The sequence below is a fragment of the Streptomyces incarnatus genome (genome assembly GCF_001027185.1).
Lineage (GTDB): Bacteria > Actinomycetota > Actinomycetes > Streptomycetales > Streptomycetaceae > Streptomyces > Streptomyces puniciscabiei.
Genome location: NZ_CP011497.1, coordinates 4,854,801 through 4,867,618 on the forward strand (window position 1 = coordinate 4,854,801; position 12,818 = coordinate 4,867,618).

Genomic DNA, 12,818 nt, shown 5'->3' on the forward strand with positions numbered 1-12,818 from the left:
AGCCCGGCTCACTGCGTGAAGAACGACGCCGGGTGGCGGGGGTCGTCCGCGCACACGAACAGGCCTGCGTGGCTGCCGCGGCCGACGACCATGCCCACCGGCTCGCGGGAGGCGTCGGCGGCCTCGTCGCCCGTCTCCAGGTGGCGCTCCTCCAGCGGCCGGAAGCGGTCCGGTGCGCCGTCGGGGGCCCAGCTGCCGAGGTAGTACTCGTAGGTGTCGCACTGCAGGAACAGCTCCAGCGGCGCCCCGCAGGCGCCGCAGTCCAGGGGCTTCGGCAGGCCGGTCGTGCACCAGTTCAGGTAGCCGCCCAGCTTGTAGCCGGGGATCGTGGTGAGGTCGTCGGCCAGGTCCCGTTCCGCCAGCCAGGTCTCGAAGCGTTCGGTGAGGGCGGCCGGGAGTTCCTCGTCCCCGGGGTAGTCCGTCACCCGCTCCGGGTGCAGCACGCAGGGCCGCGGGACCATGTCCAGGTCGTCGTCCCACTCCTCGGCCGGATGCGGATGGTCGGTGAGCGGGTCGGTGACCTCGGCGGCCCGGCGCCAGAACAGCCGGCAGGCCTGGCCCCAGCCCTCCGGGTGCGGCTGCTCGTGCCATTCGGGGCACCACAGGAGCTGGACGAGGTCCGTGCCGTCCGGGAAGCGGATCTCGGGGAAGTCCGCCGCCGTCAGCTGGGCCACCGCGACCATCCGCTCCGTGTACGGCCTTCCGTTCACGTCCTTGTGGTCGGCGCACTCCGGCCACGGCTCGGCGGCCGGCCACCACAGGGGGCCGCCGATGTGGCTGTCGCGCGGGCCGGGGGTGCCGCGGCGCGGGTGCAGCCGGACGGCCGGGCGGGCGTGGGGCAGCAACTCCGGGACGTCGCGGGCCGGTTCGACGACGGAGGGGGCGGTGGTGAGCTTCACGCCCGCAGTGTCGCCGGGCTCAGCCGTCCAGGTCCACCCGGATCGTCAGCAGGTCGGTGCCGAACGCCCGTACCGCCGCGCTGTTGAAGCGGGGCAGGGAGCGCAGCCGGGCCACCGGGTCGTCGTCGGGGAGGAGATGGGCGGTGCCGGTGTGCCAGTGGCCGCCGATGCGGACGCGGACCCTGGGGTCGGCCTGGATGTTGCGCACGTACTGCGACCTGTGGCCGAACTCGGAGACCAGCCAGAAGGACCGGCCCACCCGGCGCCCGCCGACCGGCGTCCGCCGGGGCAGGCCGGAGGAGCGGCCGGTGGTCTCCAGGAGGGTCTGGAACGGCAGCCGCCGGTTCAGCGGGTTGGCCAGATACCGCTGGAAACCGGTCACGAGGCGGTGCTTGAGGGGGGAGTGGCCGGGCATCTGTCCTGCCTCCTGTGTGCCGTGCCTGCCGCGGCTCGCGCGGGTGCCGTGGCAGCAGTGTAGGGGGCTCGCGCGGCACGGTACGGCTGGCGAAGGGGGCGTACGGCGGCGGCGACAGCCTCGCCGACACGAGTGTCCGCAGTGTGCGGGTCGGTGACGGCTCCCTCACCGCCATGCCGACTCCGGCCGGTGACACGTACGTCGGCACCGTGCCCGCCCCCGCCCGCGCGGCCGTCGGCGCTGACAACTGGGCCGGTATGGACAACGACGGCAAGCCGGTGCCCATCGGTGTCGAGGGGTATGGCGAGACGGACGCGGGCGTGCTGAAGTACCGGGGCGGGCGGGAGGACTGGAAGGGCGGCGGCGACTCCGACGGCGGCACCTCGGGCACCCAGTCCTTCGACTTCACCGCCCTCGCGAAGGGCAGGGCCACGGTACGGCTGCTGTACTGCCCGATGAGCACGTGCCACGGCCCGGACGACACGGCGACCCCGTACCCCACCGGCACGGCCCCGGCACCCGCCCACGCCACCGCCACGGCCGCCCCGTCGCCCACCCCCGGGAGCACGGTGTCCCCGTCGCTGTCCCCGTAACCCACCCGGACCGGCACCGGAACCCCGGGCTCCCACGCCGGCTTCTACGTCTTCACCGTCACCGTCCGCTGACCCGGACGACCGGAACCGAGGCCCTCATGCCCTCAGCCGTCCGCGTCCGCCAGCCAGTTGCCGTGGAAGCCGAACGGGACCCGGGTGGGCAGGTGGATGGTGGCGACCGGGGGCGCGCCGAGGTCGTCGGCGTCCAGGACGACCAGGTCACTGCGGTCGGTGGCGGCGTCGTACACGTAGGTCAGCAGCCAGCCGGGGCCGCCGGGTGTGCCGTCGGCGGGGGCGAAGGCCGCCTCGCCCGGGGTGCGGCCGGGCCCGAAGTCATGGGCGGCGGCGGACCCGGAGGACAGCTCGTAGCGCACCAGTGAGGTGCCGCTCGTCATGTGCCCGTGTCCGGCGGCGAGGCCGGTCAGCCGGTCGTCGACGCGCGGGAACTCGCCGGGCCGGTCGTCGCACTGCTCCTCGCGGACCGTGCCGGTGGCCGGGTCGATCGTCCACTTCCACCACACGGCCCGGTGCGCCCGCGTGCCGCCGTCCGGTTCCCGCCGCCACAGCTCCGGGTAGCGCATCACGTGCAGCACGAGGGTGCCGTCCGGCGCGTCGTGGGCGTTGAGGAGGTGGAAGACGTAGCAGGGGTCGACCGCGAACCAGCGGACCTCGCCCCGGGGGTCGTCGCGGCGCAGTACGCCGAGCCGGGCGCCGTACCCGTCGTCCCAGCTGTACGGCATCGTGCCGCCGGTCAGGGCGAGTTCGGCGTCGAAGACGACCGGCAGGTCCATGAAGACGACGTGCCCGGCGGTGAGCGCGAAGTCGTGCAGCATGGTCGGCCCGGGCACCTCGATCGGCCGGCTGAGCACCAACTCGCCGGTGGCGTCGGCCCGGTGGTAGGTGAGGTGGGCGGGCTCCAGGATGCCGTAGCCGAAGAAGTGCAGTTCGCCGGTGGCCGGGCAGGTCTTCGGGTGGGCGGTCATCGCGGTGTGCAGGCGGCCGTCGAAGTCGTACGGGCCCTTGGTGTCCAGCTCGCGGGTGAGCTCGTAGGGCAGGGCGCTCTCGACCAGGGCGAGGGTGCGGCCCGCGTGCCGGACGACGTGGGTGTTGGCCGGGCCGGCGGTGAGGTCGCGGCGGCCCCGGTCGTCGTACATCCGCGCGCCGTCGGTGAGGCGGGTGGTGCGGACCCAGCGGTTGCGGTAGGAGACGGCCCGCCCGCCCTCCAGGCGCACCCCGTGGACCATGCCGTCGCCGAAGAACCAGTGCCCGGAGGCGGCGTCGGCCGGGTTCGGGCCGTTGCGCAGGTACCAGCCGGTCAGCGCGGGCGGGATGGTGCCGGTCACCGGCAGGTCGTACGCGGTGAGTTCCTCGGTGACCGGGGCGTAGTTGCCGGACAGGTGCTTCGGGGTGGCGGTCACCGGGCCACCTGCCCGGCGGCCTGGGCCTTCGCCTGGACGTGGGCGACATAGCGGACGGTGAAGAGCATCGGGACGGCGAAGCCGGCGATCTGGACGAGGGTCGCGGGCGTCGAGTGCGCGTGCCCGGCGTGGGCCAGCACGGCGAGGACGACGGCGGTCAGCACGAAGGCGGCCGTCCAGACGGACGTGATGACGACGTTGACCCGGATGAAGGGCTTCAGGTCCCAGAGCTCGCGGGGGGTGGTGCGCTTGGCGATGCCCAGGGTGAAGGGCCGGCCGACGGCCAGCGACAGGCCGGCGATGACGGCGAGGGTGCCGGAGGAGAGGGCGGCGGAGTAGGCGTGCACGCCCGAGTGCGGGTCGGCGAAGGCGATGGCCGCGAGGACCGCGAAGAAGACCGCCGAGCCGGCCTCGATGACGAGGGCGTCGAAGCCGGCGCCGGCCCGCCGCTGCTGGGCGATGATCGCGACGGAGATCACCAGGGCGGCCAGCGCGCCCCACTGCCACTGCCCCGAGGGGATGACGGCGAAGACGATCCACGGCAAGAACGTGCGCAGGTACGACATGGGTTCCCCCGGGCGGAGTAGGTTCCGATTCCGACATGTCAAAACTAGAAGGTCTGTGCTCGACATGTCAACAATGGAAGGTAAGGTGGGAGTCATGAGCCTCAGACACGCACTGCTCGGCCTGCTCTCCGACCGTCGCGCCAGCGGATACGACCTGCTGAAGACGTTCGACACCTCGCTGGCCCACGTCTGGCCGGCGACCCAGAGCCAGATCTACACCGAGCTGACCAAGCTGGCGGGCTCCGGGCTGATCACGGTGGCCGCCGAGGGCCCGCGGGGCCGCAAGGAGTACGAGATCACCGACGCGGGGCTCGCGGAGCTGCGGCACTGGCTGACCGAGGTCGCGCCCCAGCCCGTCATGCGCAGCGACATCCTGCTGCGGGTGTTCTTCCTCGGTGTGCTCAGCCCCGAGCAGGCGCGCGACTACCTGTCCCTGCTGGCCGGGATGTCCCAGGAGGGGCACGACCGGCTGCGGCGGCTCGCCGACTCCATCGACTGGGACGAGGGCAACCTCTCGGTATACGGCCGGATCGCCCTGGAGTACGGCCTGCGGTTCAACGCGATGCGGCGCGAGTGGGCCGAGTGGGCGGCGGAGCAGATCAAGTAGCCCCGAGGAAGACCGGGTTGGTGAAGGCGGCGAGCGCCCCCGGCACCGGCCCGAGCGCCGCCTCGTGGCGCAGTTCGGCGCGCACGTACGCCGCGTAGGCGGGCGTCGTACGCCACTCGACCGTGCCCGCGCCCGACACCGGCAGCGGATCGCTGGTGAACAGCACGCCCTGGTCGGTGACGAAGCGGACCGTGCAGCGCGGGGCGCCCGAGACCTCCAGCCGGACCGTCACCGGGGTGTCGGCGGCCACGGCCAGCCGCTCGCCGATGCCCGCCTGCTGCCCGCGCCCGCCCGCCGCCGTGAAGGAGAGGGTCACGTTCCTGGACTCGGCCACGTAGGAGCGTCCCGCGCGGATGCCGTCCTGGATCGCCTCCCGGGTCAGGTCGTCGGCGAGGACGACCGTCTGGGGCATACCGACCGTGTCCGGGTCGCGGTGGGCGTCGCTGTTGCCCATCGCCGGGAGCCAGGCCCGCCCGTGCCGCACGGAGGCGACCAGCTGGTTGTCCCAGTCGGCCAGGGTCACCTCGTCGTCCGGGGTGTAGGGGCCGTTCCACACCTCCACGGCGTCCGCCTCGGCGAAGCCGAACTTCCAGCCGCAGCCGACGCAGGTGGCGTGCGGGTGGGCGGGGACGACCAGGCCGCCGGCGCGGCGGATGTCCCGCGCGAAGCGGGCCCAGCGGTTGTCCCGGGCCCGGTAGCGCCAGTCCACGAACGTGCCGGGCTCGGTGCCGAGCGCCAGCACGTGGCCGTTGCGCGTGGTGACCTCCTCGCCGAGCATGATCAGCAGGTCGTCGCCCGCCTGGTCCGCCCAGTGCGGGTGGGACGAGTGGGTGTTGTGGTCCGAGGAGTTGATGAAGTCCAGGCCCGCCGCCCGCGCGAGGGCCGCGATCTCGGCCGGGGTGCGGCGGCCGTCGGAGTACCAGGAGTGCAGATGGCAGTCCCCCCGGTACCAGGCCCGGCCCCGCCCCTTCGCCCGGGAGGGCGGATACACCGGCCGCGGGGTCTCGCCCGGCTCGCCGTAGGTCAGCGTGACCGTCAGCTCGTACGTCAGGCCCTGGGGCGCCACCGTGTAGGGGCCCAGCGCGACGTACCAGGTGCCCTCCCGCACCGGGCCGGGGACATAGCCCGGCGTGGCGTCGTCGGCGCGGACGAAGAACTCCGTGCGCGCGCCGCCCGACCAGCCACGGAAGCCCCGGCCGCCCAGCTCGGTGCCGCGCTCGTCGAAGAGCCCGATGTCGAGCGCGTTGCCCGGGGTGCCGGCCGGGACCGAGGGCTTGTCGTAGGTGTAGGAGACCTTGATCTCCCGTACCCCGGCGGGCACTTCGACCGGTACGTACACGAAGTCGGGGGAGCCGGCCGGCAGGGTGCCGTGCACCGTCCGGGTCTCCTGGCGCTGACCGTCCGCCGCTGCGAAGCTCACGCGTCCCAACGTAAGGGCAGCGGCGGCGCCCGTCACGAACAGCGCGCGTCTGCCGATGCCGTGAGTCTGCTCGTGCGTGTCCTCACCCATGAGGTCACTCTCTCGTCCGGGCGTGAACTCCCGTGGAAGAAAAGGGGATTGACGGGCGACGAAGTGTCATGGACGCGACGCCCGCGATATTCGCGGCCATGGTGAGCGCGTGCCTGTCAGTCGGTATGGACGGTGGAAGCCCGGCCGGGTACAGATGGGCCATGCGTATCGCCGTCACCATCTTCCTCACCGACGAGACCGTCACGCCGGTACGACTCGCCCGCGAACTCGAGCGGCGCGGCTACGCCGGCCTCTACCTCCCCGAGCACACGCACATCCCCGTCGAGCGCACCACCCCGTACCCCGCCGGCGGCGACCTGCCCCGCGAGTACGGCCGCACCCTCGACCCCTTCGTCGCCCTCGGCCAGGCCGCCGCCGTCACCGAGCGCCTCGGCCTCGGCACCGGCGTCACCCTCCTCGCCCAGCACGACCCGATCGCCCTGGCCAAGCAGATCGCCACCCTGGACCACCTGTCCGGCGGCCGCTTCACGCTCGGTCTCGGCTACGGCTGGAACGTCGAGGAGGCCGCCGACCACGGCGTGGAGTGGCGCACCCGCCGGGAACTGGTCCGGGACCGGATGCGGCTGATGCAGGCGCTGTGGTCTGCGGAACCGACGCCGTACGAAGGCGAGTTCGCCGCCGTACGGGCCAGCCACGCCCACCCCAAGCCCGTCCGGAAGCCGCGCGGCCCGGTGACCGGGCCCCGCACGCTCGTCGGCGGCGCCGCCGGACCGAGGCTCTTCGCCCACATCGCCGAGTACGCCGACGGCTGGCTCCCGATCGGCGGCCGCGGCCTCACCGAGTCCCTGCCGGCGCTGCGCACGGCCTGGGCGGATGCCGGCCGCGACCCGTCCGCCCTCCAGGTCGTCCCGTACGCGGTCCAGCCGACCCCGGGCAAGCTGGCCCACTACGCGGAGCTGGGAATCGAGGAGGTCGTACTCCAGTTGCCGCCGGCGGGGGAGAGGGAGGTGCTGGGGGTGCTGGACGAGTTCGGGAGCTTCCTGTAGGCAGCCCTGAGCTGCGATCACCCCGAACGTACAGTTGAGGGATGACGACTTCCGCGACCTCCGGAACCGGGCCGACCGAGAACTCCATGCGTCGCGCCCTCAAACGCGCCCGGGACGCCGTCGCCCTCGACGTCGCCGAGGCGGCGGTGCTGCTGCAGGCCCGCGGTGAGGCCCTGACCGACCTCGCCGCGTCCGCCGCCCGGGTGCGCGACGCGGGTCTCGAACAGGCGGGCCGTCCCGGCGTCATCACCTACTCGAAGAGCGTCTTCATCCCCCTCACCCGGCTGTGCCGGGACAAGTGCCACTACTGCACCTTCGTCACCGTCCCCGGCAAGCTGCGCCGGGCCGGCCACGGAATGTTCATGTCCCCCGACGAGGTGCTGGACATCGCCCGCAAGGGCGCCGCCCTCGGCTGCAAGGAAGCCCTGATCACCCTCGGCGACAAGCCCGAGGACCGCTGGGCGGAAGCGCGCGAGTGGCTGGACGCGCACGGCTACGACGACACGATCGCCTACGTCCGCGCCGTCTCGGTCCGGATCCTGGAGGAGACGGGGCTGCTGCCCCACCTCAACCCGGGCGTCATGACCTGGACGGACTTCCAGCGCCTCAAGCCCGTGGCCCCCTCCATGGGCATGATGCTGGAGACGACCGCGACCCGGCTCTGGTCCGAGCCCGGCGGCCCCCACTACGGCTCCCCGGACAAGGAACCGGCCGTACGGCTGCGGGTGCTGGAGGACGCCGGCCGCTCCTCCGTCCCCTTCACCTCCGGTCTCCTCATCGGCATCGGGGAGACGTACGAGGAGCGGGCCGAGTCCCTCTTCGCGCTCCGCAAGGTCTCCCGGGCCCACCACGGCATCCAGGAACTGATCATCCAGAACTTCCGCGCCAAGCCGGACACGGCGATGCGCGGCATGCCGGACGCCGAACTGGACGACCTGGTCGCCACCGTGGCCGTGGCCCGCCACATCATGGGCCCGTCCGCCTGCCTCCAGGCCCCGCCGAACCTGGTCGACAGCGAGTACGAGCGGCTGATCGGCGCCGGCATCGACGACTGGGGCGGGGTGTCCCCCCTGACCATCGACCACGTCAATCCCGAACGGCCCTGGCCGCAGATCGAGGAGCTGGCCGCGCGGTCGGCCGCCGCCGGCTTCTCCTTGCGCGAACGCCTCTGCGTCTACCCGGAGTTCGTGCGGCGCGGCGAGCCCTGGCTGGACCCCCGGCTGCGCCCGCACGTGAGCGCGCTGGCCGACCCGGAGACGGGCCTGGCGCGCGAGGACGCCGTCGTCGAGGGCCGGCCGTGGCAGGAACCGGAGGAGGCGTTCGTCCCGACCGGCCGCACCGACCTGCACCGCACCATCGACACCGAGGGCCGTACGGCCGACCGGCGCGACGACTTCGACGAGGTGTACGGCGACTGGGAGGCGCTGCGCGAGGCCGCCGCCCCGGGCATGGCGCCGGAGCGCATCGACACGGACGTACGGCAGGCGCTGGCGACCGCGGCCGACGACCCGACCCGGCTGACCGACGCCGAGGCGCTGGCCCTGCTGCACGCGGACGGCCCGGCGCTGGACGCGCTGTGCCGGGTGGCCGACGACGTGCGCCGGTCCGCGGTCGGCGACGACGTGACCTACATCGTCACCCGCAACATCAACTTCACCAACGTCTGCTACACCGGCTGCCGCTTCTGCGCCTTCGCCCAGCGCCGCACGGACGCCGACGCCTACACCCTCTCCCTGGAGCAGGTCGCCGACCGCGCCCAGCAGGCCTGGGACGTGGGCGCGGTCGAGGTGTGCATGCAGGGCGGCATCCACCCCGACCTGCCGGGCACGGCGTACTTCGACATCGCGAAGGCGGTGAAGTCCCGCGTCCCCGGCATGCACGTGCACGCCTTCTCGCCGATGGAGGTGGTGAACGGCGCGACCCGGACGGGTATGTCGATCCGCGAGTGGCTTTCCGCCGCCAAGGAGTCCGGCCTGGACACCATCCCCGGCACGGCGGCGGAGATCCTCGACGACGAGGTCCGCTGGGTGCTGACCAAGGGCAAGCTGCCGGCGGCGACGTGGACCGAGGTCGTGACGACGGCCCACGAGCTGGGCATCCGCTCGTCCTCGACGATGATGTACGGCCATGTCGACCAGCCCCGCCACTGGCTGGGCCATCTGCGCACCCTGGCGCGGATCCAGCGGGAGACGGGCGGTTTCACCGAGTTCGTGACGCTTCCGTTCATCCACACGAACGCGCCGGTGTACCTGGCGGGCATCGCGCGCCCCGGCCCGTCGGCCCGCGACAACCGCGCGGTCACCGCGATGGCCCGTCTCCTCCTCCACCCCTGGATCCCGAACATCCAGACGAGCTGGGTGAAACTGGGCGCGGAGGGTGCGGCGGAGATGCTCCGTTCCGGGGCGAACGACCTGGGCGGCACGCTGATGGAGGAGACGATCTCCCGCATGGCGGGCTCGTCGTACGGCTCGTACAAGTCGGTCCGCGAGCTGGTCGCCGTGGCCGAGGCGGCCGGCCGCCCGGCGAAGCCGCGCACCACGCTCTACGGCGAGGTCCCGGAGGAACGGCAGCGGGCGGCGGCGGCCTCCGACGGCCACCTGCCCGAGCTGCTGCCCGTCCTGGACTGAGTACGATGATCCGACCCCCGGTCCGAGCGGGGGCCCCGTAGCGGAGGAGATGCGTACCCGTGGCTGCCCGACTGCCCTCCTGGGCCTGGGTCACCGGCCTGACGGCGGGCGCGACCGCGGCCGTCGTCGCCCTCGCCGTACAGGCGGACCACGGGCCGCACCCCACGGCCGCCGTGGCGGCCGGGCCGAGCCCGTCGGCGTCGGCGCGCGCCCACGGCTCCGCCGCGCCGCACTCCCCGTCCGCGCCCGCGCTGCCGGACGCGTCGGGCGCGGGCCGCCGGATCGTGTACTCCCTCGGCGAGAAGCGGGTGTGGCTGGTCGACGCGACGGGCAGGGCGACCCGCACCTTCACGGTGTGGCCGGGCACGGTGAACCCGCAGCCCGGCCGCTACTCGGTCACTCTGCGCCGCCAGTCCCTGAAGGGCTCGGACGGCGTGGAGATCGAGCACATCATGTACTTCACCAAGGCGGACGGCGTGAACATAGCCTTCTCCAACGCCCTGGACGGCTCCTCGCCGCCGCCCGCCCATGGTCAGAAGCTGGGCGGCATCCGCCTGCACAAGCAGGACGGCGCCGCCCTGTGGGCCTTCGGCGACACCGACACGACGGTGGCGGTCGTCAGGTAGCGTCCGCCTGCCGCCCGGGCAACTGGTTGACGATCAGGGCGACCCCACTCAGCAGGAACACCCGGGTGGCGGCCTCCAGCCCGTTCCAGGTCTTGGACTGCCACATCGAGAACCACTCTCCGCCGATCGCGATGAACCCGGCCCCGAACAGCAGCACCAGCATCAGCAGCCCGTAGGTGGAGACCCGCCGCGCGAGGCCGTCGTCCTTCCGCCGCGCCCACAGGTACGTCCCCCAGACCAGCACCAGGGCCGCCACGGTCTCCCACACGATGATGAGGACGTACGCGGTGTCCTGGAGCCCCTTGCTGGTGATGGCCCGCCACATCAGGTGGTCGTCCCTGAACGTCGTGTCCATCGCCAGCACGTGCCGGACGAACTGCTGGTTCGTCCCGAAGTCGGTGATGTTCCCGAGGGCGACCAGGGCGATGTAGAGGGCGAGTATGCCGGTGAGGACACCGGCGGCCAGGCTGAGGCCGGAGTTACGTGTGGGGGTGGTGGTCATGGCTGAATTCTCTCCTGCCGACGGCCCGCATTGCGCGTGGTCATCAGGCCAGAGTGAGAAGGCGAGTTGACCGAAGCCGGCCGTTCGGTCCGGTGCTCAGCGGTCCACCGCCTCCCCGGTCACCACCGGCCGCACCTTGGTCAGCAGCAGGTCCAGGAAGCGGTCGGGGTGGCGGAAGGACGCGAAGTGGCTCGCCTCCCTGATGAGTGCGAAGTCCTTCACCGGGGCCGTGACTTCGTCGTAGAAGCGGCGGGCCGGCTGCGGCGGGGTGAGGACGTCGCTCTCGCCCTGGAAGACGAAGAAGGGGAGACGGAAGGCGGTGCCCTCGGCGTACTCGTCGATCGTCATGGCCTGGGGGCCGAGCTGCTCCGAGAAGGTCTGGCCCTTCAGGTAGGTGCGCAGGTCGCGGAGCGTGTGGAGGGGCGAGAACCAGAGGGAGCGGACGACGACCGTCTTCATGGTGTCGTAGGTGAGGGGGTCGGTCGTGACCACCGTCTTGGCGTACTCGGCCCACTCGTGGGACGACCAGGCCGACCGGTCCGGGCCGATGGCCGTCATCTGCGCCAGTTGCTTCTTCTTGCCCGCCCGCGCCAGCCGGGCCAGCAGCGCCTCGTAGGCGGAGCGGTCCCGGTCGCCGCCGACGATGTTCTGGTCGGTGCCGACGTACGCCGAGTAGAGCTCAGGGTGGTTGCGGGCCAGGCGGAGGCCGATGACGGTGCCGAAGCTGTTGGCCACCAGCAGGACCTTGGCGACGCCGAGGCGGGCGCGGACGTGGGCCGTCACCTCCAGGGCGTCCTGGTACAGCCGGTCGAGGGTCATCTCGCCCTGGCCCTCCGGGCCGCCCGCCGCGAACGTCCGGCCGGCGCCGCGCATGTCCCAGCGGACGATCGTGAAGTGCCGCTCCCAGGCGCGGGTGCGCGGGGTGAAGACCAGGTTGGAGGCGCCGGGGCCGCCGTGGATCTCCAGGACGACCGGGTTCGACCGGTCCTCGCCGCGGACCGAGATCCACTGGTCGATGCCGCCGATGCGGACGTACGAGGACTCGTCGATGCCGTTCGGCGTGGTGATCGCGAGCTTCTTGGCGAGCGCGCGGCGCTTGAGGGCGCGGTAGGTCAGCAGCATGGTGTTCCCCCTAAACTGTTTAAGCCGTCAGCTGTTCTGCTGGGTTTACGGTATATACAGTTGTCTGGCGGAGTCAACAGGCTTCGCGCGGACGATCGGGAGGCAAGCCATGGGCGGGCGGAAGAACGAGCAGGAACAGGACCGCGATCCGCGGGCGACCCTCGCGCTGCTGTGGGGCGAGCAGGAACAGCCCACCCGCGGGCCCAAGCCGACGCTGTCCCCGCAGCGCATCGCCGCGGCCGCCGTCGAACTGGCCGATGCCCAGGGGCTGGACGCGGTCTCGATGAGCAAGGTCGCCGCCGAGTTCGGCGTCTCGGCGATGGCGCTCTACCGGTATGTGCCCGGCAAGGCGGAACTGGTCGAGCTGATGATCGAGTCTATGCTTGCCGAGGTCCCCGACCTCTCCGCGGCGCAGGGCGACTGGCGGGCCGGGACACGGCTGTGGGCCCGGCGGTGCCTGGATCTCTACCGGGCCCACCCCTGGGCGCTCGCCGCCACCGCGATGCGCCGCCAGGTCATGGGCCCCCACCAGCTCGGCTGGCTGGACGCGGCGCACGCGGCCCTGGAGCCCACCGGCCTGCCGGCGGCCCAGCGGCACCAGGTCTTCGTCCTGGTCGTCGGCCTGGTGCGCAGCCTCGCCCAGCAGACGGCCGACTTCGACGCGGACCAGGACCGCGAGTGGAACCGCCTCACCGGAGAGGTCCTCGAACGCCACGCGGACCGCTTCCCGGCCCTGACCCGGGCCATCGCCGACGGCGCCTTCGACCCGCCCGGCACCGACCCGCTCGACTTCGGGCTCGACCGCATCCTCGACGGGGTCGAAGCGCTCGTAGCTGTGCGGGAATGACCGCTGGGGGGCGATTTGCCCCCGTGAACGGACCGTTCCCCGTCGATTACAGTGCTGAGCGTCGTACGGACGGACGGTG

At 72.6% G+C, this 12,818-nt stretch carries 13 protein-coding genes; 6 read left to right on the forward strand and 7 right to left on the reverse strand.

Translation table 11 applies throughout. From position 1 onward, the window contains the following. Nucleotides 1–8: 8 nt before the first annotated feature. Together ABB07_RS21890 and ABB07_RS21895 are read right to left on the reverse strand one after the other, a co-directional pair. Nucleotides 9–899: a YwqG family protein gene (locus ABB07_RS21890; RefSeq protein WP_208900291.1), complete on the reverse strand. Its 891-nt coding sequence runs from the start codon at nucleotides 897–899 to the stop codon at nucleotides 9–11. A 19-nt stretch (nucleotides 900–918) separates the two neighbouring features. Further along, complete coding sequence (locus ABB07_RS21895) at nucleotides 919–1,314, reverse strand: nitroreductase/quinone reductase family protein (protein ID WP_208900292.1); 396 nt, start codon at nucleotides 1,312–1,314, stop codon at nucleotides 919–921. 143 nt (nucleotides 1,315–1,457) lie between these two features. On the opposite strand from ABB07_RS21895, the gene ABB07_RS21900 reads away from it, so the two are divergent. Further along, on the forward strand, nucleotides 1,458–1,907 hold the full coding sequence (locus ABB07_RS21900) for a hypothetical protein (protein ID WP_208900293.1): 450 nt from the start codon (nucleotides 1,458–1,460) through the stop codon (nucleotides 1,905–1,907). Between the two features lie 104 nt (nucleotides 1,908–2,011). Here the strand turns inward: ABB07_RS21900 and ABB07_RS21905 are convergent, their stop codons facing one another. After that, nucleotides 2,012–3,325, reverse strand: a complete 1,314-nt coding sequence (locus ABB07_RS21905) for a carotenoid oxygenase family protein (protein ID WP_208900294.1) — start codon at nucleotides 3,323–3,325, stop codon at nucleotides 2,012–2,014. Next, on the reverse strand, nucleotides 3,322–3,891 hold the full coding sequence (locus ABB07_RS21910) for a hypothetical protein (protein ID WP_208900295.1): 570 nt from the start codon (nucleotides 3,889–3,891) through the stop codon (nucleotides 3,322–3,324). The genes ABB07_RS21905 and ABB07_RS21910 overlap by 4 nt, the downstream gene beginning before the upstream one ends. Nucleotides 3,892–3,985: 94 nt before the next feature. Between ABB07_RS21910 and ABB07_RS21915 the strand changes: the two genes are divergently transcribed. Further along, the gene (locus ABB07_RS21915; protein WP_208900296.1) at nucleotides 3,986–4,498 is read left to right on the forward strand and encodes a PadR family transcriptional regulator; all 513 of its coding nucleotides are present in this window, start codon (nucleotides 3,986–3,988) and stop codon (nucleotides 4,496–4,498) included. Here the strand turns inward: ABB07_RS21915 and ABB07_RS21920 are convergent. Next, nucleotides 4,491–6,008: a CehA/McbA family metallohydrolase gene (locus ABB07_RS21920; RefSeq protein ID WP_208900297.1), complete on the reverse strand. Its 1,518-nt coding sequence runs from the start codon at nucleotides 6,006–6,008 to the stop codon at nucleotides 4,491–4,493. The two genes, ABB07_RS21915 and ABB07_RS21920, sit on opposite strands and share 8 nt — an antisense overlap. Before the next feature lie 161 nt (nucleotides 6,009–6,169). Here ABB07_RS21920 and ABB07_RS21925 point away from each other — a divergent pair, with 161 nt between their 5' ends. Genes ABB07_RS21925 through ABB07_RS21935 form a run of 3 tightly spaced genes read left to right on the forward strand, consistent with a single transcriptional unit; the run spans nucleotide 6,170 to nucleotide 10,268 of the window. Next, on the forward strand, nucleotides 6,170–7,015 hold the full coding sequence (locus ABB07_RS21925) for an LLM class F420-dependent oxidoreductase (protein WP_208900298.1): 846 nt from the start codon (nucleotides 6,170–6,172) through the stop codon (nucleotides 7,013–7,015). A gap of 41 nt (nucleotides 7,016–7,056) precedes the next feature. Beyond that, on the forward strand, nucleotides 7,057–9,642 hold the full coding sequence (locus tag ABB07_RS21930; protein WP_208900299.1) for a bifunctional FO biosynthesis protein CofGH: 2,586 nt from the start codon (nucleotides 7,057–7,059) through the stop codon (nucleotides 9,640–9,642). 59 nt (nucleotides 9,643–9,701) lie between these two features. Continuing rightward, complete coding sequence (locus ABB07_RS21935) at nucleotides 9,702–10,268, forward strand: hypothetical protein (RefSeq protein ID WP_208900300.1); 567 nt, start codon at nucleotides 9,702–9,704, stop codon at nucleotides 10,266–10,268. Here the strand turns inward: ABB07_RS21935 and ABB07_RS21940 are convergent. Then, nucleotides 10,261–10,770 carry a DUF2165 domain-containing protein gene (locus ABB07_RS21940; RefSeq protein WP_208900301.1) on the reverse strand — a complete coding sequence of 170 codons (510 nt, stop codon included), beginning with the start codon at nucleotides 10,768–10,770 and terminating at the stop codon, nucleotides 10,261–10,263. The genes ABB07_RS21935 and ABB07_RS21940 overlap by 8 nt on opposite strands. 96 nt (nucleotides 10,771–10,866) lie before the next feature. Beyond that, nucleotides 10,867–11,892, reverse strand: a complete 1,026-nt coding sequence (locus tag ABB07_RS21945) for an alpha/beta fold hydrolase (RefSeq protein WP_208900302.1) — start codon at nucleotides 11,890–11,892, stop codon at nucleotides 10,867–10,869. A 109-nt stretch (nucleotides 11,893–12,001) separates the two neighbouring features. On the opposite strand from ABB07_RS21945, the gene ABB07_RS21950 reads away from it, so the two are divergent. Continuing rightward, nucleotides 12,002–12,739 carry a TetR/AcrR family transcriptional regulator gene (locus ABB07_RS21950; RefSeq protein ID WP_208900303.1) on the forward strand — a complete coding sequence of 246 codons (738 nt, stop codon included), beginning with the start codon at nucleotides 12,002–12,004 and terminating at the stop codon, nucleotides 12,737–12,739. Nucleotides 12,740–12,818: the final 79 nt, after the last annotated feature.